The organism is Falcatimonas sp. MSJ-15 (assembly GCF_018918265.1).
Taxonomy (GTDB): domain Bacteria; phylum Bacillota; class Clostridia; order Lachnospirales; family Lachnospiraceae; genus Falcatimonas.
In genome coordinates, this window is the sequence record NZ_JAHLQC010000023.1 from 1 (window position 1) to 19641 (window position 19641).

Sequence of the window (19641 nt, forward strand, 5' to 3'; positions counted from 1 at the left end):
CTTAAATTCTTCTGAGTACTGTGTAGCCATGTATTACTCCTCCAATCTTTAACTTTAATAATAAATCTATATTAAGGATTATTCCATATCTAATTTGTACTATTTACATTCTAACATCAATGGTCTGCTTTTTCATTTCTGAAATCTGATTGGCGATTTTTTCGTTCATGGTGTGTACCTCCGTTGGCTTTTTTCTTTGTTTTTCCTTTCGGTGTACACATATTCGCTCTTTACGGCAGATATAGCAATACGATTACTACACAATGTTTTCTCCAACATCTTGTGTATATCTGGTATCAATATGCTATATCCTGCATACTTCATCTTCGCCGTAGATTACATTCAGATGGGAGCCATTGTCCCAAGCCACAAGCAGCGATGCCGTATCATCCACACCCTCGACTGTACCCCTGGTGCCAATGGGCGGAGCCTGCACATCGTCCATATGCAGAAGTTCCACTCTTGTGCCAGCCGGGTACTGCCTGCGTACCCGTTCCACAATCTCTTTACTCGGAAATCTCATCATCTGCTGCCTCCTTCGCTGTTTTGAATGCACTGCTGCCTGTCAGATTTTTCAGCAGAATCTTTCGGGCTGCCTTGTATTCTGCGCCGATGAAGCCAAGTCTCAGGAGAAAGCATCGGAATGCGTATTTCTCATTGGTGACTTCCTTTTCGGTGGCATTGATGCGTTTCTGCTCCTTGCTCATCCTGCACAGTGCGGCAATGAAGTCGGTATAGGCTTTCGCTGAGTCCAAATCTGGACTGAGTGAAAACCAAGGGAAGGAAACCGCATCCTCGGTTATTTCTATCGGAAGGTCTGTGATGCCCAGTGCCTTTTTAATCAGACTGCCTTTGGCATCAAGTAGCTTTGTAAGGTTGCCGACTGCGACCTTATCAAGCGGAATCGCCACCGTAAGCCCCACGCTTTCGCCCTGTGGCTCGGCAGCCGCATCCTCGGATACTTCCTCGGCGGTTTCTTTCTCGGTGCTGTCGGCGGCAGTAAAGCCACGCTCGGCAAGCTGCTCCAGCAAGGTTTCAATCTCCTCGCTGTCCGCCCTGTCATCAAACTCCAATGCACCATCCTTGGTGATGGTAAAGTAGTCGATTTCGTATGCACAGGTCGGCATAAATTTATATACCGCTGCAGCTCCCGTAATCTCTGAAATTGCCTTGACCAGTACTTTTCGCTCTGCTCCTGTTCTGTTAAATTCAATCCTCATCGTGGATACCTCCTTGTTTTTTTCGGTACTACATATATCACTCTGAAGCCGATAAATAGCAAGGATTCTGTGGGGTTTTCTGTGTAGAATAACTCAAAGCAAAAACGGTGGAAACTGTGAGTAGTACACAATGCCCGCCAGCACAAAGCAGACATTCGGAAGTGCCACGCCGTTGCCCCACATTTTATACTCTGCGGCATCGGAATGCGGGTCTTTCAGCCATTTGATGATTTGTTTTTCCGTCTTTGGTTTCGTGGAAGTTCCCATGATTTTTCTGTGGGTTTCAAAAACCTCAGACCAGTAAGCGATGTCTTCATCGGTCGGATTTTCCGTACCGAGATCATCGCACCACCAATCCGGGAATCCCTGCAGCCTTGCACATTCTGTTGGGGTAAGCCTGCGGATAATGTACTGCGGTTCTTCCGCTACGGTCGGAGGATCTTTGTAATCAGTGGCAACCAGCGTATTCGCCAGATTTTCTTCCGCTTCGGTATGATAGGAGTTTTTGCTCGTGCTGTAGACGAGGGTTTCTGAACCGCCGCCGTACATCCCACCGCTTGCACGAAGGGAGCTGCCCGTATTGTTCTCCACATATTTGTCATAGGCTTCCTGCGAAAATGCCACCGCATGGCGGTCTGCCGTATTGAGCGTAAAGCTGACATCTTCTCCGATGCCGCTGCCCTGGGGACCGTTCTTCTCGGCTCTGCCGATCATGGAGCCCTGCACTGCCACCACAGCCATGCCGCCCTGATTGCAGGACGGATTGCCGCCGTTGGCATCCAGGCATCGGCTCGTTTCCGCTTCGTAGAAACCGCTGTGCGGATTCTCTGACTTCATGGAATTGCTGTCCTTAGAGCAGATACCGTAGCACTTCGGTACGAACACCGTCTGGTCGTTGTTGCAGGCAAGCGTAGCTGACAGATTGTCCTGAACTAAAGCACCCTTGCCGCCGCCCTCACAGCCGGAACGGATTTTCAGCGTTTTCGGCGTTTCCAGCACAAACGGCTGATTGTTGCCGCCCATTCCATAGGTAGAAGAAACCGTCTGTGCCACATCAAGCGGACCCTTGTACCGGGTATCCTGACTGTGATTTTCAAATACAAGCGGAGGATGGTTGGATGCCGCACGCAGAGTTGCGGTAAAATCCTCTGTCACATCCATCCGCTGACCGCCCTGGTCGTTTAAGCACAGGCTTGACGCTCCAACGCTTTCTTCAGTACTTTCGGCAGTTCCTTGCCACGAACGGAAGCCCTGCGGAGTATACCCTGACACGCCTTCGGACTCAAATAGTATTTTTCCGGCACTCCCGCCATCAAGATCTGCGACAAGGTAGATGCGTTTTCTTCGTTGGGGAACTCCCCAATACTGCGCATCGAACAGCCGCCATGCGAGGGAGAAATCCTCTCCCATGATGCACCCCGCATTGTCCCATTTTCCGTTTGGAAGTTCAGGCACAGCATAGTCTTCTCTTTTGATTTTGCACAGTGAGCTGAGGACTGCCCGGAAGTCTTCGCCTTTGTTGGACGAGAATGCGCCCTGGACATTTTCCCAGACCACAAATCTTGGATACTTGCCATTGGTTTTGCACCTCATTTCTTTCACGATCCGCACCGCCTGATAGAAAAGCGAGGAACGCTCTCCGTCAAGGCCGGTGCGCTTTCCTGCCACCGACATATCCTGACAGGGACTGCCGAAGGTGATGATGTCCACAGGCAGGAGGTCAGCACCATTTTGTGCCGATACATCACCGTAGTGTTTCATCTGCGGCAGCCGTTTGGTAGTGACACGAATAGGAAACGGCTCGATCTCCGATGCCCACAAAGGGGTAATGCCGGAAATCAAGCCGCCTAAAGGAAAGCCGCCGCTGCCATCGAACAGACTTCCAAGTGTTAAGTTTTTATTCTCCATCGGCAGGCACCTCCAGGTCATCAAAGCGAATGGCCTTGCCGTCACGCACCACAGATACAGATTCCGAACTGCCGACCTGCTCAATGTAGCGTTTTACGATAACATCGCAGTATTTCTCATCCAGTTCAATGGTGTGACAGATTCGATTGGTCTGCTCACAGGCAATGAGGGTACTGCCGCTGCCGCCGAATGGGTCAAGCACGATGCAGTTGCTCATGCTCGAATTCTTAATCGGATAGGCAATCAGCGGAATCGGCTTCATTGTCGGATGGTCACCGTTTTTCTTCGGCTTATCAAATTCCCAGATAGTGGTCTGCTTGCGGTCGGAATACCACTGATGCTTGCCGTTCTTCTTCCAGCCGAACAGGCAAGGCTCATGCTGCCACTGATACGGGGAGCGTCCCAGCACCAACGACTGCTTTTTCCAGATGCAGGTGCCGGACAGATAAAAACCTGCGTCTGCAAATGCCTTCCTGAAATTCAAACCTTCTGTATCTGCGTGGAACACATAAATGCTGGCATCGTCTGCCATCGTTTTTTCCATACAGGTGAAGGCATCAAAAAGGAACTGATAGAACTTGTCGTTTTCCAGGTTATCATTCTTGATTTTGCCTGCGGTGCCCTGGTAATTTACATTATACGGAGGGTCCGTTACTACCAGATTGGCTTTCTTGCCATTCATCAGCAAGGTGTAGCTTTCTTCCTTGGTGCTGTCCCCACAAAGCAGTCTGTGGTTTCCGAGCAGCCAGAGGTCACCGCTTTTTGTGACAGGCGGTTTTTCCAACTCCGCATCCACATCGAAATCATCCTCTTTTGCATCATCCGCAGTATCAAAAAAGCCTGCCAGCTCCGATTCATCGAAACCAGTCAGACTTAAATCGAAATCTTCAGCTCGGAGAGCTTCAATCTCCACTCTCAAAAGCTCCTCATCCCATCCGGCATCCATTGCCATACGGTTATCTGCGAGGATATATGCTTTCTTCTGTGCCTCGGTCAGATAGTCCACAAATACACAAGGCACCTCGTTGATGCTTTCTTCCTTCGCAGCCATGATTCTGCCATGACCGGCGATCACATTGAAGTCCCGGTCGATAATGACGGGATTGATAAAGCCGAACTCCCGAAGAGACGAACGGAGCTTGTTGATCTGCTGTGCGTTGTGGGTACGAGCGTTATTCATATAGGGAATCAGCTTATTGATATCCACCAGCTGCATTTCTGTCGTAGTCTTGCTCATCGTCCTCACCTCCATCAAAAAAGACCCCACTCGGCAAATTTCTCGAAACCGCCGATGGAGTCTATATATTCTTTCGCTTCTGCCACAATATCCGCATACGGGACACCGTCTACCGTATCATCGCCAATGGCGCACACCAGTGATACAGGCTCTCCTAAATCCTGTGCCTTCAGAAAGGCGTGGATATTCACAGACACATCCGCTTTTGACAGATCCTTGCCATGCAAACCACCGCCTGTAACGGAATCCGCCATATCGGAACCCAACTTTCTGTTGGTAGCTCCGGTATCAACATCGGTGCCGCCTGTCCAGTCACCAAGGGGATTGACCTCTGCATTCGGATAATCGCCCATGAGGTCGTAGCTGTCAGCGTTGCTTTGACAGATAATCAGGCGGTTGCCGTCCAGAATGTACTTTCCGTCAGAAGTGTACTTTTCATAAATAGAATGTGCAATTTCAGACAGCTTTTTCTGTTCTTCCGTCAAAGGCACACCCTTGAAAATACCATTGTCACCGCAGCGAAACTGCCCGGATTGGTTTTCCGAAAGATGGGTATCCTGCGGAACAATTACAATATCCGGCTGTACATCTCCTGCAATGCGGCTTATGGCATCCATGATGTCACGAATGTTCAGTTTGGCATCGGTTTCCACAATCGCATGGCAGAAGCCATGTCCGATCAGCACCTCGACTGCAATCTTAGGATTTTCTTCTGCCGCATATGCCAGGTCAACGATTGCTCCGGCAATGCGGTCTGCCACCTTATCCGGGTGGCTCGGATTCACTTTTTCTATCATGCTATTTTCTCCTTGCCCGGAGCAGAAGCTCCATTGTATCGTTTGGATTATCCTCGAACACCTCAGTGCAGTTCTGCTTTACGATGTCATAAATCTCATACCAGATAAGGTTTGCACTTTTCTGGTACTGCTGACTCATCTGCACGAAGGGGGATGTGATTACACCGCCTGTGGTCGGATGCTTGCCGAGCAGACCGTAGGTGCTGGTTGCCTCCTCGCACTGAATGTATCGGGCAAATGCCTGAGCATAGGCTTCAATCAGTCTGGGATTGACCAGCTTCTCACAGTTGCGTTCCTTCAGCCACAGCCAGGTTTCCTTGTAGATTTCATCTGCACCAAGCGGAACACCGTTTTTCTGCCTTGCCGACAGGTAATCGCTCGGCTTTGGCATATCCACGCCATTCATCACAGCACCTTCCGGCAGGTCAACCGCCTCCAGTTCAGTAGGACTCAGTGTGGGAATATCATTTTTCAGTATCTGGACTTGCTGTCCTTTTTGTATTTTTTCGGCGGCAGGTGCCGGTTTATCTCCGGCACGCACTCGTCTGCCGCCACGATTTGTGCCGTCTCTCGCCATAATTTTAATTTCCTTTCTCGCCCTGGGGTTTAATACCCCGTTTGAACCGCCGTTTTTGTGCGTGTGAGGGGGCGCCGTTTTCCGGGACCTAAAGTCACAGAGATTTTGACCGCCCCTACCGGGTCACGCACGCAGCTACCTGTCACCAATCTCATGGTGTATTTTGTTATGACAGCTCTTGCAAAGACTCATCAGATTGCTTCGGTCATGTGTGCCGCCCTGTGAGATGGGAATCTTGTGGTGTACCTCATCCACCGGGACAAGGATGCCCTGCTCGAAGCACCTCTCGCAGAAGGGATGTGTTTTGACATAGCTGTCACGAATCCGTTTCCATGCTCTGCCGTACTTTTTATGCACCGCCGGGTCACGACTGTACTGCTCGTAGTTCTTCTCCACCAGCTTGCGATGCTGTTCGCAGTATCTGCCGTCCGACAGATTCGGACAGCCGGGGTAAGCACAGGGCTGTTTCGGTTTTCTCGGCATTGGCTCACCTCCTTGTCGGCATAAGAAAAGCCCTCACAGGATTGCTCCCATGAAGGCTTTGTGCTTTACGCAATTTTCTATATTACCATTATACTCATTTCCTATGTGTCATTCCATTCCAAAACGTGTCAACTTTGGTTTGGAACAGAAAAATTTCTAAGTGCGGAAGCATGAATCCGATGGACAGTACTCATTGAGACCGACAGATCCTCTGCAATCTGCTCCCAGCTCTCGTTGTTAAGATAACGGTAAGTAAGGAGAAGCCGTTCTTCCCGGTCTGCCACACTTTCCAGTGCCGCAAGAATCTGCTTTTTTAATACAACCAGTCTGCACAGTTCTTTCTGTATCTTTTCTTCCATCTCCATAATGTCACCGAGATACTTTACAAACGGTGCATCAAGGTTTCTGCTGCTCTGTACTCTTTCTCCAAAATTAGGACTGCTGATTCTTCCTGCCAGATCTCTCAGCCGTTCCAGTTCATGGACATCAGAGTCAATCAGTTCATTCAGCCTGTATGCCTGCTGTAAATATTCCTTTGCTGTCATAGCCTAACCTCCGAAAATATAAATTTCCCTCGGATTGACTCTGATTTTCGCTGATTGTCATAGATTGGCTTTTACGGCACTGATCAATGCAGACTGAGAAGTGTCCTTGGCTTCCAGAGCCTTCATGATCTGCTCGTCCACTGTGCCTTTGGTGATAAGGTGCTGAATCACCACTGTGCTTGCTGTCTGTCCCTGTCTCCACAGTCTGGCATTGGTCTGCTGATACAGCTCCAGCGACCAGGTAAGGCCAAACCATACAAGGTGACTGCCGCCGCTTTGAAGATTCAAGCCATGTCCAGCCGATGCCGGATGAATCAGTCCTACTGCAAACTCACCTCTGTTCCACATTTCGATACTGCCAGGAGAAGAAATTCTGGCATATTCCACCTTCAGTCCTTCCAGCCGTCTGCAGATGCGTTCCAAATCGTGCTTAAACCAATATGCCACCAGTATTGGTTTCCCGTTTGCGGCTTCAATGATATCCTCCAAAGCATCCAGCTTCTTTTCGTGTATCTCCAGCACTTTCTCATCATCCCCATACACCGCACCGTTTGCCATCTGTGACAGTTTTCCGGTAAGACTTGCGGCATTGGCGGCTGTGATTTCTCCGTTTGGGAGTTGCAGTACCAGGTCTTTTTTCAGCTCCTCATACTTTTCCTGCTCCTTTTCGGAAAGCACCACTTCATACTGCGTGCCAATCAACTCCGGCATTTGCAAATGGTCAGTGGATTTCATGGAAATCGTGATATCTGAAATCTTCTGATAGATTGCATCTTCTGCTCCCGGCAGCGGCTTGTAGCTGTAAATGATCTGTCCATTTCTCTTGTCCGGTGCAAAAAAGGCGGTGCGGTACTGGCCAATAAATCTTCCAAGCCTTGCTCCCATATCAAGCAGCTTAAATTCTGCAAACAGATCCAGCAGACCATTGGAAGACGGAGTACCTGTCAGACCTACGATGCGTTTCACTTTCGGTCTTGCCTTCATAAAAGCCTTGAACCGTTTTGACTGCTAGTTCTTAAAGGACGAAAGCTCGTCCACAACCACCATATCAAAATCAAATGCAATACCGCTTTTTTCTATCAGCCACTGCACATTTTCACGATTGATGATGTAGATGTCAGCTTTACTCCTCAGTGCCGACAGCCGTTCATCTTCCGTTCCAACCGCAATGGCATACTGCAGGATGCTAAGATGCTCCCATTTCTGTATCTCATCGCTCCATGTCGTTCTTGCCACACGAAGCGGTGCAATCACCAGAACCTTACGCACCTCAAAGGAATCAAATAAAAGGTCTGCAAGTGCCGTCAGTGTGATGCTTGTTTTGCCAAGACCCATATCCAGAAGAACCGCCGCTATGGGATGCTCCTCAATATACCGGATGGCATACAGCTGATAATCATGTGGACTGTATCTCATCAATGATTCCTCCAATCTGCTCTGCGGCATCAATCACATACACCTGAAATCCTAACCGCTTTAACATCTCATGTCTTGCCGCCTGCAGCGGTCTTGGTTTCTTTCCATGTGCCTTCAGCTCCGCAAATGCTATCCTTCCGTTTGGAAGAAGAATCAGTCTGTCCGGCATTCCATCGTATCCCGGAGATACAAACTTCGGACAGATACCGCCCTTTGCCTTCACTGCCTGCACCAGTTTCTGTTCAATCTGCTTTTCTCTCACTGCGTTTTCACCTCCAAAATTCACAAGACACAACCGACACAGGTATCTCAGAAAATTTCTATATGCGTATATGCGTGTATACAGTCTATATATCTGACTATATAAATATAAAAACAATCATTATAGAAATTCTTGTGATACTTGTGTCTTAGAGTGCCTGAAAGTCCCTGTTTATAAGGCTTTTTGCAAGTTCACAACCTGTCTGGAATTCACAGGCTGCACAAATCACAACCTCTCGTAAATCCTCTGCCTGCCATAGATGGCAAGCTTTCTGATTTTTTCAGTACGCTCCCAACCGTCCACTTTGGTCATGAGGGCGGCTATCGCATAAGAATCGGATGGCTTGAGATCGGAGAGGTTCCGACAGAAACACTCGCTCCATATTTCCGCATTGCTTACGGTCTTTCTTTGTACCGTACCCTTTGCCGAAGTGCTGTCCGTCAGGAAATTCCTTCTCTCATACAGATCCATGCTGTTCCAATTATCCGGCAGAAGTGTATTCAGATATTCCTCCACGATGCCCTGACGCTCATCGGTTTCCATCGCATCAATCTGTTCGCTCAGTGCTTCACTGTTTTCCTGCTCATTCAGGTATAAGGTTTCGCCCTGCCCATACAGGTACTTTGCCTCCGCCCAAAGCTGCACGACTTCTTCATCGGTCATGTCCCACGATTTTCTTTTGCTGACACCTGTTACCTTAATAGGCCAGAATCTGCGGTTTCCCGTAATATCACGCAGGAAGCCGGACTCCGAGTTAGTTGTCCCCACAATGATGCACTGACGGGGATGGCTTTCCACCGTTCTGCCGTAGGACGGACGATAGATGTCATCGGTACGGCTGACAAATGCCTTCACGACTTCCACATCGGTTTTTCTTAAACCTGCCAGTTCGCCAAGCTCCAACAGCCAGTAGCCCTGCAGCTTCTCCGCACCGCTTTTATCCTTCATATCCATAAGGGACAGGCTGTCGGAATAGTAATCCTTGCCCATCTTTGCAAAAATCGTAGACTTGCCGCAGCCCTGGGGTCCTACCAGAACAACGACCGAATCAAACTTAATGCCAGGCTCGTAGATTCTCGCTACCGCCGCCACAAAAGATTTTCTGGTGGCGGCTCTGACATATGCGGTATCCTTTGCACCAAGACAGTCAATGTACAGATTTTCAAGCCGCACCGTTCCGTCCCACTCCGGCAGTGTATCCAGCCATTCACGCAGGGGATGGAAATGCCTGTCCTCTACGACTTTGGTGAATGCTACTTCATAATTTCTGCCGGAGAAGGTTTCATAGCGGATATCAATCAGAGCTTTCATCTGTGCGGTATCTGCATCCCGCCAGAAGGTGTTGTCGCAGGGTCTTGTCCAGGGAACATCGCCTGTGATCTGCACTCTGCCCACCATCTCGTTAAATGCGATATTGGCAAAATCGGGATCATTGTTCAGAATCAGCATTAGGTTCCACACGCTGTTCTCCAGACACTTGCTTCTTGGCATATAACGCAGACCTGTTTTCCAATCCTCTTTTCCATCAAAATCTGCCGCCGCACTTTTCTGCTTTTCCTCAAGGATCAGCAGCTTTACCTTATCCTGCGTCATGGCAAATTCGCACATCTGATTGAATGATTTCTTTTCTTCCAGATCACCGAATTTATGGATGCGCACCAGTTCAAATGCATTGCATAGTCTGCCGCCTGCGGGATCTGTGGCATGATGGCTGTATACGAATTTATCATCATAGATCACCACACCTGCAGAGCCTTCGCCGGGGATATAATCATATCTGTCGGAAATATTCGCTGTGGGAGAATACACATCTGACAGAAATTCACTGATTGCAAGCTCTATCGGATAATAGGCACGACAGAACGCACCCACGATACCTTCTTTTTCAAGCGGGTCTTTCTGCTGCTGTACCTTATGATTTGCAGCTTTGCTTTCCTTCGGTGTCGTTGGCAGCAGGGAACAGTCCTGCCAGTTCGGATGCTTTTCAAGCACTGTATCCGGATCAAGCCACGCACCCTCAAGCTCACCAAACAGGTACTCTCCGTTTGACGGACAGGTCGGCCAGTACATCAGCTGGTGTGGGGAAAAGGAGCAAGGATCGAGCATATCCAAAAATCCGTTGTCCGAAGCATAATATCTCGCCGCCGCATTGAATTCATCCGGCGTCATATCACGAGTGACAGGAATGATCATTCTCGCCCTCGGATGCTCAGGCGTATGGCTGTGCGTAGTATAGAAACAGCCCTTATTTCCAATCTTATCTGCAATATGGTCAAGAAACTCTCTGTCAACGCTGTCCAGGTCATACACCAGCATGGAACGGCACTCCACCTTGTTTGCCTGTCTGCGGTTATCTCTCAGATGTCCGGCAACGAAGCCGCCCTTGTCCTTGATATCATCACGCTGTTTTTTCGGCAGCTTTGGATATTCCTCTGACGTTTCCGATGTGCGGACAGGGTTTCTCAGTCTGTCGCACAGCTCATCAAATTTTATGGTCTTATTCGCCCAGAACTTTGCCTGTCTGGAATTTCCGTAGGCTATCTTTAGATCACGCATTTTTAAGTCTCTCCCTTCCTGCATTTGATATCCGGCACTTCTTCCAGAGTGCTGTTAAAGTACCGCAGTCGGTAATTCTTTCTTTTGGCTCTCCTGATCTCAGTATCCATTCCGGTGCTTATCGTTTCACCGAATACCCACACCTCGGCACAATGACTCATGAGTACATTGCCAAAATGCAGTCCAAGCTCCCGTTCCACCGGGTCATTGTCATTTAAGAACTGCGGATACAGCAAATGCGGAGCAATGGGGATATACCCATGCTCCACCGCAAAACGGCAGTATTTTCTTGCATTTGCTGTGTTCTCTTCCACATTTCCGGAGAACGGGGAGCATACATACACGATAGGTCTGTATGCTCTTGCCGCTTTCATCTCATTCTCGATGTTGCTTAATGCACCGTAGGTGGTCGGATCAGGATAGCCTTCGCTGTTATACCTGCTCACACCCAAAATGCTTTCCTCCCATCATCTTTTCCGTACAGCTACTGCACAAAACTGCGGTGCTAAACAGATCGATATCACCATCTGCAAACACCTCCGCCAGATCCACCTGCACTTCACAGCCGCACTTGGGGCAGCGGCAGTAAACATTCTCATCGTTAATTTCCACAGACACTTCCATCGCATCATTCAGCTGTTCTTTCACATAAAACATAATTATTTCTCCTCCTCAATCTTTGCTTTGTACCATTCCAGATGGCGTTTTCTGTCCTCATAATTAGGAAAAGCAACAAGCAGTCCTACATCAACTTTCTGCAGTGTTTCCAGCATATCGATCTGCTCCTTATTCAGATATGGCCGGATGCTTTTACCCTTTTCGATGCCGTTGGCAAGCCTGAACTGCTTTGCCGACATTCCAATCACAATGCGGTTTAACATATCGCACTCATTGCTGAAGTGGTACGGCTTTGGATTTTCGTGGAGCAGCTTGATATTATCGGTAAGAAGCGGAAACTCCTGTCTTGCAGAAATCAGCGTCTTGATGAAACTCTCCATTTCGTTGAAACGCTTAATATATGTTTCCTTAAACCTCATTGCTTTCTGTCCCGTATAACCCATGACCAGCATCGTAAAACCATCACGAGTCATCTGGTAACAAGGCAGCCGCCTTCCCGTCACATCCTTGTAAAAATCCGAAACAAAGTTATTTTTAATGAACTCTTCACTAAGTCCAGATGTGGGCTCAGTGATTTTTGCAATATCGCGCAAAACGTGTTTGTGCTGTTTCTCAAAAAATTCAGCCACAAACAGGCTGTCCACTCTTGCAGTGTCATGGGCATCCACAAAAATCCCATACTCGTCTTTCGGTATCAGTTCTTTCATATGAAGCAACTCCATTTCTTAAAAGTAAGATGGCTTCCCATCTTCTATTCCTATAGGCAAAAGAAAGGGTGGCAATCCGAAGTACTAACACCAAAAATGTCTCCTGCTCACAAAAAGAGCAGGAGACATTTTTTAATCCTTTTTATAAAATTCGCATTCGTATCCGTCTGCACGAAGCAGAAGTCCCGGAATCCAGGGCGGTGTTCTTCCCATCTGCTCACAGATGGCATCCACCGATACATCTTTGCTGCATTCGATGATCAGCTCGTCATGTACATGGCCGCAGATAAAGCAATGCGACAGCGTCTTCATCGCATACATCAGAATATCCCGGCTGATAGCCTGCACGATATTTTCCACGAACTTTGGACCGTAACTTTCGATGCGTTCCCATTTCTTCGTGCCGCCGACTCCTTCATAGGTGACTGCTTCACCGCCGAATCGGTTCTCTCCCATGCGAGGTTTTACATAGGAAAGCTGTCTGCCGGAAGGGAGCTTGATGAAAAGCATCCCGCTCTGATAGATAAAGCGGATGCCATGCGTTTCGGTCGGCACTCTCTTTTTCACAGTTTCCTTGACACATCGGTCAACTTCCCACCAGAACTTCACGATGTTAGGATTGGAGCTTCGCCACATATCCACCAGCGGCTGCAGCTCATCTTCAGATAGTCCCATATCCAATGCTCCCATTGCTTTCAATGCACCGACCGAGCCGCCATAACCGAGTGCCAGCTCTGCGATTTTTCCTTTCTGCCGCAGATGCCCGTTCACTCCATGCTTTTCCACAGGCACGCCAAACATAGCCGATGCCGATGCACAATAAATATCTCCATTATTGGCAAAGACCTCACTTCGCCATTTTTCGCCAGCAAGACACGAAAGCACTCTCGCTTCAATTGCAGAAAAATCCGACACCACAAATTTCATGCCGGGTCTTGGCACAAAAGCTGTGCGGATCAGCTGGGACAGTGTGTCCGGTATATCATCGTATAACAGCTCTGCCGCCGTATAGTTTCCGTCCCTGACAAGACCTCGTGCCTGCTCCAAGTCCGGCATATGATTTTGCGGCAGATTCTGCAGCTGTATGATGCGGCCGGCAAACCTGCCTGTCCTGTTTGCACCATAAAACATGAACATTCCTCTGGCTCTGCCGTCTTCGCAGACTGCATTTTCCATTGCCTGATATTTTTTGACCGAAGATTTAGCGAGCTGCTGCCGCAATGTCAGCACTGTTCGAAGCGGCTCCGGTGTTGTTTTCAATACTGCTGCCACTTCCTTTTTCCCAAGGCTGTCCATTTCCAAACCATTATCTGCAAGCCACTGCTTCATCTGCTGTACCGAATTTGGATTATCAAGATTTGTCAGTTCCTGCATTTTTTCCGACAGCTCCGCTTTGGATTTTTTATCAAAAGCAATGGCGTTTTTCACAAGAGTCCTATCCAGCGCAATCCCTCTGTCGTTGATTTCCTGATCGATGCGATACTCTTCCCACACAAAATCCGGCACTGGATATTTTTTTAGTCTGTCCTGGATGGACATCTCCACCTCGACATCACGCTTGTTGTACGCCTTGAAAGTTTCCCATTTCTGTGCATCATGCTCCGGCAGATTTCTTGTCCTGCCGCTGTTGGTTTGTGTCGGCTTGCATGGAACGCAAAAATATCGAATGAGGTCTTTGCCTTCTTTCAGTTTCTGTTCCGACAGGCCAAGCACAGCCCCGACACCTGCAAGAGACAACGGCAGTCCCATATATGCCGACCATACCATCGAGCATCGCCATGCTGAAGGGTCCAGATAATCTCCGACTGTATCCTCATGAATGCTGTAGCTTTCAAAATACTGCGGATAATATCTTTGAAGCCACACTGACAGGCAGACCCTCTCGAAAGAAGCATTGAATGCCCATTTCAAAACAGAAATGTCCGTCAGTGCTTTGATAATTTCCATCGGCACTGATTCTCCCTGTGCCAGATCATAGACCTGCACCTCACCGCCGTTTACTGACACACCGAACAGCAGGATTTCAAATGCAGAGGACTGGGCATATTTATATACACCGCATTTATTCAGATCCACATCACTGAAGGTTTCCAAGTCCAAAGATAAACTATTGATTTTTTCCATTATCGTCACCGTCCTTTACAGCAAAGCAGACGGCAGAAAACTTCCTGCCGCCCGCCGTACTCATGTTATTTCAGATTTTTCATGCGTTCCTCATGGTATTCCAGATCACGCTGTTCCTTTTCCTGCTCCCGCTTCTCACGTCTGCGGTCAAAAATAAAGCTCTGGATGGCCGAAACCAGGAATGTGATGCTGAAGCAGAGCCACATTACCAAAAGTGCTGTTGTCAAAACCGTCTGCAGCATTGTCATAGATTTTCACCTGTCCTTTCTTATGCGAGGAAATCGTCCTCATCTGCTGTATCTGCAAAATCATCCTCAGCGCGGGACTTGCCGCCAAGAGGTTCGCCATCTGCAATCTTCTGGAGATTGTTCAGCCCGCAGGCAATGCCCTTGTTGCCATTGGAGTTAAAAGCATAGAAATTGATGGATGCACGACCATACACACCGCTGTATACTTCACTGCGGTCAAGAATCGGCTGACGGTCAGCATCTACAATGCCGGGAGCTGTTGCACTGTTGGCATTGATAAAGTAGCTGTCTGCGTAAGCCGCATCATCCGGACGCTCCAAATCGCCGTCACGAAGCGGAGTCTTCAGTACCGAAAGTGCAGGCACACTCTTGCCGTTGCCCTTCAGCTTGGATTCGCCCTCGGTGTAAGCAGCCTGGATTGCTGCCTTGATCTTGTTTACGGTTGCGGTATCACTTTTCGGAATGATGAGGGATACGCTGAACTTCGGAGTGCCTCCGTTGATGCTCTTGGCATCCCATACATTGGCATAGCTCCAGCGAGTCTTAGGTCCGGTGATTACTTTGGTCGGGTTCATAAAATTCTTTGACATATCAGTTGTCCTCCTTAAAATCATTTGCTGCTGTATTCATTGCCGGGCGCTTGTCCGACATAGGTACTAACGTTGGCTTGCCCTGCGGCTTCTCGATCAGACCGCCGAGCAGTTCTTCAAATTTTGTCTTGCCGAGCAGTTTCGTCATAGCAGTGATGCCCAGAACTTTGTGTTCATATGGGTCATATCCTGCCGACCGCACTTTGTCTGCTGCGGCGGTTTCATTTACATATCTGCGGTTCGAGCGTCCCTCGACCAGTTTCCAGCCTGCCCACTCTTTTCCGCTGACTGCCTGCTGCAGTGCATATTCCTTGATGTCTCCTACCCAGGAAACAAGCTCGTCTGCTTTGGAAAGAATGACCTCTATCTCTTCATCTTCCAAGTTGGCAGGCATCTCAAAGTCATAACGGGCAAGTTCCAGGTTGTACTCTGCTCGCTTCCGGCAGGTGGCTTTTACTTTGCAGAACTGACAGTGGCTTCCGGCTTTGAATTCGCCTTCGCCCTTTGCCGCAAGCTGTGCGGCAGGGGAAAGCACCTCATCCGCCCACTTAAGCAGTTCTTCTTTTGAAATGGTGTATGTGCTGATGTTGTCCCTTCGCGGCTGGAAGATCGTCATCGACACCTCGGTGATATCGTAAATTCCATCAAACAGAGCCAAAGCTCCCAATGCGTAACACATCATCTGCGGATTTTTCTCTGCGGAAACAAAAATTCCGACTCCGTATTTCATGTCAATAATTGTCAGTGTTTCATCTGCCACAATCACGCAGTCCCCGGTACCGAATCCCTCAGGCACCCACTTGGAAAAGTCCAGACGCTGTTCTACCAGAACAATAGGGTCTTTGCATTTCTTCCTGGATGCTTCCACCTGTTCCAGCACATACTGTGCATACATATCGGAACAGTCTGCCATCTCCTCATCGAAGTAAGTCAGAGATTCGGTTGGGTCTTTGACTGCCTGCCCAAGCGATTTTTTCACTTTAAACTCGCACAAACTGTGTGCGTCCGTTCCCTGCATGGCAAATTCACTGGATACATCCTTTTCCTTGGCACAAAGGAGTGCTGATGGCGGGCAGGCAATCCACCTGTGACTGGATGATGCTGACAGGACTGCGTGCTTATCCGGCATTTCCCAGCACCTCCGCATCCGCAAGCAGTGCTTTATACTCTGCCGGGTCAACCGCAGAGAGCTTGTCCGCACCATGCTTTTTCAGAAGCTCTTTGACCTGTTCGGTAAATCCGGCTCTCGACTTATCTGCCAGAACAGCTCTGACTTCTTCCAGCGTCAGTTCCTTTTCCGCAGGCGGCTCTGGCTCTTTCTTCTTAGCAGCACTATTTTTCGCAGGCTGCTTTTCATTTTCTTTACACTCTTCTGAATTTTCAGATGATTCATCGCTTGCTATCGCATCAGCAAGAATCTGCAAACTGTCCCCAAGCGAGTGAATATCTTCAATGACATCCAAAAGTATTTTTATCCTGCTCATCTTCCTTTCAACCTCCTTTGACTTCGTGTACTTCTACCGACTCAACGCTTTGTCCCGGAGAAAGCAGATATACCGTTGTAAAATCTCCAAAAAGAAAACGGAGAAGTCTCATCGGCAGCCTGCATTCTGCACCCTCAAGAATGCGACCTTTGGCTTTTTCAGTCGTGACGTTGATACGGATTCTGTGTTTCAATGCCATATCGCCACCATCCTTTCTGCAAGAGCAGTTTCGTTTGTCTCTTACACACCTATAGGCAAAAGGAACATCCACAATCCGAAGTATCAGCGATATAAAGTTTTCATTTCTTCATCATTGGCTATAACCGCATTGATTTTCCGCACAATCTGTCCGACCCGCACATCGCTAATACCCAAAATACGACCTGCCTCAGCCTTAGACCTTGCTTCGAGTAATACCAGTTGATATACTTTCTGCCATTGCTCCGGCATCGCCGCCACGATTTCACGCAGACGATAAACAGGACTTGAGAGTTTTTCTTCGAACGGGATCGCTGTTTCAGCTTCTAAGCGGCTGCTATCGCCCAGTTCATCTCCATCTTGGGTTTCTTGCTCCCACGATTCGTACTGACGATGGCGTCCTGGAATTTCATCATTAAACGGTTTTCTTCCTGCTTTCTGTTCAAATTCTTTAATAAATTTATCCTTCCATTCTTCGTAGTGCGGCTTGTACCATTCTGGGAGGCTGGCTTCTTTTCCATTGACATAGACTTCATGATCGTCCATTTTATGAAGGTTCAAAATATCAAGTTCAGTAACTCCGTCCTTACCGGGTTTGTACTCTGTTATGAGCTTGTTATTCTCATCAAATAATTTGTAGGTACCTCGCTTGTTCTGTGGTGTTTTTTTGATTTTCATAGATTGTCCCTTCCGCCTGTTGACGGGAAGGGCAATTCGGATACAAAAAAACGGCCAGGAGATTATGTGCCCCAGCCGTCCGAATACCTAAAAAAGGGTATAAGGAAATAAGGGTACACATTTCAGCTTTTTCCAATAGAAATCGGTAAAATGCGACTTATGTATCCAAATTGCCCTATACGTAATCAGGCTCATTGTGATTTTTTATTTAAGGTCATTTTTTATTGACCCACATAACAGTCATGCTTGATTGATGTGCGTGATAATGACTTTTGCTTCTCTTTCTGGGTCTCCGCTTCTATAGGCGAATGAAAGTAAATAAATCCGAAGCCTCAAAATAAAAAAATGGCCAGAAAGATGCCGTAGTTTTTTTACAGCATCCTTTCTGGCCATCTCGCAGCTCTGAAGAATTTAATGTTTATGAAGCTTTTTCTTTTTTAGCATATTCTTCAACAATCTTGTATTCTTTCGTTTTCGAATTAAGGTCGACAAGGTAATAGATTCCTTTAATAACCATTTCAACCTGATTCGTTTCCGGATTCCATTCAAATAGAAGCTTTCCGGTTCCATGTTTTGATCTGACTTGCATACTTTGCATATCGCCTCCTTATTTCATATCGCAGTTACGCTTAGCTGCGAACTCATATTGTAAAAAATATAGCCACTGCCAGTGGCATATATTTTTATACATCTATTCCTAATTCCTGCAAACGAATTTCTGCAGAAATTTTAGACACTTTATAGAAATCAGCAAGCTGATTGATAGCCCACCAGCGAGGTGGGTTCGGAACAGCAGATGAATTCAACATATCTCTTACAGCTGATTCAACCGTTTGAACTGGCATTAGAATCTTAGGTGCTATTCCGTTAGCCTGCCACTCCATCCAATCATCGTCACTCCACTCCGCTTGTTTGGAATCATCCAACTTCTGAGCCGGATAATTGTATGAAGACTTTATCGTTATTCCTGCACCGTTGCAATACATATGATAGTTTCGATGCTTAAACCAGTGAACGCACTCATGTGCAATTGTGTTATTCAGGCACCCAACATTTCTCTCTAAAAGAGTATCCGGGTCAATCAGCATTGTGCCGCGTTTTACAGTGATATCAACGTATTCATCGGATTCCCTTATGTACACAGGTACTTTTCCGCTTGTAAAACATATCTGACCATAGACACTAAAATCTTCCGACAGACGAAAATCCGGTACAATTTTTAACCCCATCTTGCGTCTTGCTATATCCATAATTGGTACAGGCATTGGTTTTTCCAGTGCTTCCGGACAGTATTTCTCCAAAAACTCCGTTGCTACTTCATCAAATTTATCCTTGGGAATGATGGGAACAAGCGATTTTGTTTCAACATAATTACTCGCCATCTGTATTATCCCCATCCATTTCTTCGAGTATTTTCTTCCAAAAAGCATCGCCTAATCCTTTAGCCTCCGCTTTTTTTATAACCTCACCCAACGCACCGGACTGCACATTTTCAGACTTTGATGCATTGACTGTTTTCTCCCAGTCGATCTTTCCGCGTTTGGCTCCGGTATTCACAGCATTCCAAAATTCATCACCAAGTCCTGCCTTTTTAGCAGTACGCAGTGCAGTCCTTACGTGAGGAATGCTTTCATCCATAATGTATTCCGGAAGGTCCGGTGCTACTTCATCTCGCTCCTGTCCTGCAAGATTATACATTTCTTCCCGTTCGTCATCATCCAGCTTTAAAACCTCTGCCATGATGTCGAGCAGTTTCTTTTCAGGTGGGTTTCTTCTTCCTTTTATAATATCGGACAGGTAAGATACTGACATTCCACCCATAGCTGCCGCAAGATCACGAAGAAGAACATCAGAACCACCTTGACCGCGGCCTTTTCGTTTCTCATTAATAAACTTTCCAAAATCGCCTACCATGATGTTTCTCCTTTCTACAATTCGCTTATTCGCTAACTTGCGTAATTATTGTAGCATATTCTCGTGCGCCTGTCAATGG

General features: G+C 47.6%; 22 protein-coding genes and 1 pseudogene. All 23 read right to left on the minus strand.

What is annotated here, in order from left to right:
* Positions 1 to 304: 304 nt before the first annotated feature.
* Positions 305 to 523 carry a DUF4314 domain-containing protein gene (locus KQI85_RS14585; RefSeq protein ID WP_216576827.1) on the minus strand — a complete coding sequence of 73 codons (219 nt, stop codon included), beginning with the start codon at positions 521 to 523 and terminating at the stop codon, positions 305 to 307.
* The gene (locus tag KQI85_RS14590; protein WP_216576800.1) at positions 507 to 1220 is read right to left on the minus strand and encodes a virulence protein; all 714 of its coding nucleotides are present in this window, start codon (positions 1218 to 1220) and stop codon (positions 507 to 509) included. Before KQI85_RS14590 ends, KQI85_RS14585 begins: the two co-directional genes overlap by 17 nt.
* Positions 1221 to 1313: 93 nt before the next feature.
* Complete coding sequence (gene dcm, locus KQI85_RS14595; protein WP_216576801.1) at positions 1314 to 3128, minus strand: DNA (cytosine-5-)-methyltransferase; 1815 nt, start codon at positions 3126 to 3128, stop codon at positions 1314 to 1316.
* Entirely contained in the window at positions 3118 to 4365 is a 1248-nt protein-coding gene (locus KQI85_RS14600; RefSeq protein WP_216576802.1) for a site-specific DNA-methyltransferase, read from the minus strand. Before KQI85_RS14600 ends, dcm begins: the two co-directional genes overlap by 11 nt.
* A gap of 14 nt (positions 4366 to 4379) precedes the next feature.
* Positions 4380 to 5162 (minus strand): S-adenosylmethionine synthetase N-terminal domain-containing protein, encoded by a 783-nt coding sequence (locus KQI85_RS14605; RefSeq protein WP_216576803.1) that lies wholly within the window; start codon positions 5160 to 5162, stop codon positions 4380 to 4382.
* 1 nt (position 5163) lies between these two features.
* Positions 5164 to 5739 carry a P27 family phage terminase small subunit gene (locus KQI85_RS14610; RefSeq protein ID WP_216576804.1) on the minus strand — a complete coding sequence of 192 codons (576 nt, stop codon included), beginning with the start codon at positions 5737 to 5739 and terminating at the stop codon, positions 5164 to 5166.
* Positions 5740 to 5874: 135 nt separating this feature from the next.
* Positions 5875 to 6222, minus strand: a complete 348-nt coding sequence (locus tag KQI85_RS14615; RefSeq protein WP_216576805.1) for an HNH endonuclease signature motif containing protein — start codon at positions 6220 to 6222, stop codon at positions 5875 to 5877.
* A gap of 128 nt (positions 6223 to 6350) precedes the next feature.
* The gene (locus tag KQI85_RS14620; protein ID WP_216576806.1) at positions 6351 to 6767 is read right to left on the minus strand and encodes a sigma factor-like helix-turn-helix DNA-binding protein; all 417 of its coding nucleotides are present in this window, start codon (positions 6765 to 6767) and stop codon (positions 6351 to 6353) included.
* A gap of 57 nt (positions 6768 to 6824) precedes the next feature.
* Positions 6825 to 8183: pseudogene (locus KQI85_RS14625) on the minus strand (SNF2-related protein).
* Entirely contained in the window at positions 8164 to 8445 is a 282-nt protein-coding gene (locus KQI85_RS14630; RefSeq protein WP_216576807.1) for a VRR-NUC domain-containing protein, read from the minus strand. The pseudogene KQI85_RS14625 and the gene KQI85_RS14630 overlap by 20 nt, the downstream one beginning before the upstream one ends.
* Positions 8446 to 8670: 225 nt before the next feature.
* Positions 8671 to 11001, minus strand: a complete 2331-nt coding sequence (locus KQI85_RS14635; protein WP_216576808.1) for a virulence-associated E family protein — start codon at positions 10999 to 11001, stop codon at positions 8671 to 8673.
* A gap of 2 nt (positions 11002 to 11003) precedes the next feature.
* Positions 11004 to 11453 carry a DUF4406 domain-containing protein gene (locus KQI85_RS14640; protein WP_216576809.1) on the minus strand — a complete coding sequence of 150 codons (450 nt, stop codon included), beginning with the start codon at positions 11451 to 11453 and terminating at the stop codon, positions 11004 to 11006.
* Positions 11434 to 11658: a hypothetical protein gene (locus KQI85_RS14645; RefSeq protein WP_216576810.1), complete on the minus strand. Its 225-nt coding sequence runs from the start codon at positions 11656 to 11658 to the stop codon at positions 11434 to 11436. Before KQI85_RS14645 ends, KQI85_RS14640 begins: the two co-directional genes overlap by 20 nt.
* A 2-nt stretch (positions 11659 to 11660) precedes the next feature.
* On the minus strand, positions 11661 to 12326 hold the full coding sequence (locus KQI85_RS14650; RefSeq protein ID WP_216576811.1) for a Rha family transcriptional regulator: 666 nt from the start codon (positions 12324 to 12326) through the stop codon (positions 11661 to 11663).
* Between the two features lie 132 nt (positions 12327 to 12458).
* Positions 12459 to 14450, minus strand: coding sequence for a DNA polymerase (locus KQI85_RS14655; protein ID WP_216576812.1), 1992 nt, complete (start codon positions 14448 to 14450; stop codon positions 12459 to 12461).
* A gap of 65 nt (positions 14451 to 14515) precedes the next feature.
* Entirely contained in the window at positions 14516 to 14698 is a 183-nt protein-coding gene (locus tag KQI85_RS14660) for a hypothetical protein (protein WP_216576813.1), read from the minus strand.
* Between the two features lie 20 nt (positions 14699 to 14718).
* Positions 14719 to 15288 carry a DUF2815 family protein gene (locus KQI85_RS14665; RefSeq protein WP_216576814.1) on the minus strand — a complete coding sequence of 190 codons (570 nt, stop codon included), beginning with the start codon at positions 15286 to 15288 and terminating at the stop codon, positions 14719 to 14721.
* Position 15289: 1 nt separating this feature from the next.
* A complete protein-coding gene (locus KQI85_RS14670; protein WP_216576815.1) occupies positions 15290 to 16417 on the minus strand; it encodes a DUF2800 domain-containing protein in 1128 nt (375 codons plus the stop codon).
* Positions 16407 to 16772, minus strand: a complete 366-nt coding sequence (locus KQI85_RS14675; protein WP_216576816.1) for an rRNA biogenesis protein rrp5 — start codon at positions 16770 to 16772, stop codon at positions 16407 to 16409. The genes KQI85_RS14670 and KQI85_RS14675 overlap by 11 nt, the downstream gene beginning before the upstream one ends.
* 282 nt (positions 16773 to 17054) lie before the next feature.
* Positions 17055 to 17648 (minus strand): hypothetical protein, encoded by a 594-nt coding sequence (locus KQI85_RS14680; RefSeq protein WP_216576817.1) that lies wholly within the window; start codon positions 17646 to 17648, stop codon positions 17055 to 17057.
* A 418-nt stretch (positions 17649 to 18066) separates the two neighbouring features.
* Positions 18067 to 18237, minus strand: a complete 171-nt coding sequence (locus KQI85_RS14685; protein ID WP_216576818.1) for a hypothetical protein — start codon at positions 18235 to 18237, stop codon at positions 18067 to 18069.
* A 94-nt stretch (positions 18238 to 18331) separates the two neighbouring features.
* On the minus strand, positions 18332 to 19030 hold the full coding sequence (locus tag KQI85_RS14690; RefSeq protein ID WP_216576819.1) for an ImmA/IrrE family metallo-endopeptidase: 699 nt from the start codon (positions 19028 to 19030) through the stop codon (positions 18332 to 18334).
* Complete coding sequence (locus KQI85_RS14695) at positions 19020 to 19562, minus strand: helix-turn-helix domain-containing protein (RefSeq protein ID WP_216576820.1); 543 nt, start codon at positions 19560 to 19562, stop codon at positions 19020 to 19022. The genes KQI85_RS14690 and KQI85_RS14695 overlap by 11 nt, the downstream gene beginning before the upstream one ends.
* Between the last annotated feature and the right edge of the window lie 79 nt (positions 19563 to 19641).

What these genes read in the sequence shown, in the direction of transcription:
- KQI85_RS14670 (WP_216576815.1), bottom strand. Translation starts at nt 16,417, where the DNA reads ATGCCGGATAAGCACGCAGTCCTGTCAGCATCATCCAGTCACAGGTGG.
- dcm (WP_216576801.1), bottom strand. Translation starts at nt 3,128, where the DNA reads ATGGAGAATAAAAACTTAACACTTGGAAGTCTGTTCGATGGCAGCGGC.
- KQI85_RS14685 (WP_216576818.1), bottom strand. Translation starts at nt 18,237, where the DNA reads ATGCAAGTCAGATCAAAACATGGAACCGGAAAGCTTCTATTTGAATGG.
- KQI85_RS14605 (WP_216576803.1), bottom strand. Translation starts at nt 5,162, where the DNA reads ATGATAGAAAAAGTGAATCCGAGCCACCCGGATAAGGTGGCAGACCGC.
- KQI85_RS14650 (WP_216576811.1), bottom strand. Translation starts at nt 12,326, where the DNA reads ATGAAAGAACTGATACCGAAAGACGAGTATGGGATTTTTGTGGATGCC.
- KQI85_RS14635 (WP_216576808.1), bottom strand. Translation starts at nt 11,001, where the DNA reads ATGCGTGATCTAAAGATAGCCTACGGAAATTCCAGACAGGCAAAGTTC.
- KQI85_RS14655 (WP_216576812.1), bottom strand. Translation starts at nt 14,450, where the DNA reads ATGGAAAAAATCAATAGTTTATCTTTGGACTTGGAAACCTTCAGTGAT.
- KQI85_RS14645 (WP_216576810.1), bottom strand. Translation starts at nt 11,658, where the DNA reads ATGTTTTATGTGAAAGAACAGCTGAATGATGCGATGGAAGTGTCTGTG.
- KQI85_RS14695 (WP_216576820.1), bottom strand. Translation starts at nt 19,562, where the DNA reads ATGGTAGGCGATTTTGGAAAGTTTATTAATGAGAAACGAAAAGGCCGC.
- KQI85_RS14675 (WP_216576816.1), bottom strand. Translation starts at nt 16,772, where the DNA reads ATGAGCAGGATAAAAATACTTTTGGATGTCATTGAAGATATTCACTCG.
- KQI85_RS14600 (WP_216576802.1), bottom strand. Translation starts at nt 4,365, where the DNA reads ATGAGCAAGACTACGACAGAAATGCAGCTGGTGGATATCAATAAGCTG.
- KQI85_RS14585 (WP_216576827.1), bottom strand. Translation starts at nt 523, where the DNA reads ATGAGATTTCCGAGTAAAGAGATTGTGGAACGGGTACGCAGGCAGTAC.
- KQI85_RS14590 (WP_216576800.1), bottom strand. Translation starts at nt 1,220, where the DNA reads ATGAGGATTGAATTTAACAGAACAGGAGCAGAGCGAAAAGTACTGGTC.
- KQI85_RS14610 (WP_216576804.1), bottom strand. Translation starts at nt 5,739, where the DNA reads ATGGCGAGAGACGGCACAAATCGTGGCGGCAGACGAGTGCGTGCCGGA.
- KQI85_RS14665 (WP_216576814.1), bottom strand. Translation starts at nt 15,288, where the DNA reads ATGTCAAAGAATTTTATGAACCCGACCAAAGTAATCACCGGACCTAAG.
- KQI85_RS14680 (WP_216576817.1), bottom strand. Translation starts at nt 17,648, where the DNA reads ATGAAAATCAAAAAAACACCACAGAACAAGCGAGGTACCTACAAATTA.
- KQI85_RS14690 (WP_216576819.1), bottom strand. Translation starts at nt 19,030, where the DNA reads ATGGCGAGTAATTATGTTGAAACAAAATCGCTTGTTCCCATCATTCCC.
- KQI85_RS14615 (WP_216576805.1), bottom strand. Translation starts at nt 6,222, where the DNA reads ATGCCGAGAAAACCGAAACAGCCCTGTGCTTACCCCGGCTGTCCGAAT.
- KQI85_RS14620 (WP_216576806.1), bottom strand. Translation starts at nt 6,767, where the DNA reads ATGACAGCAAAGGAATATTTACAGCAGGCATACAGGCTGAATGAACTG.
- KQI85_RS14660 (WP_216576813.1), bottom strand. Translation starts at nt 14,698, where the DNA reads ATGACAATGCTGCAGACGGTTTTGACAACAGCACTTTTGGTAATGTGG.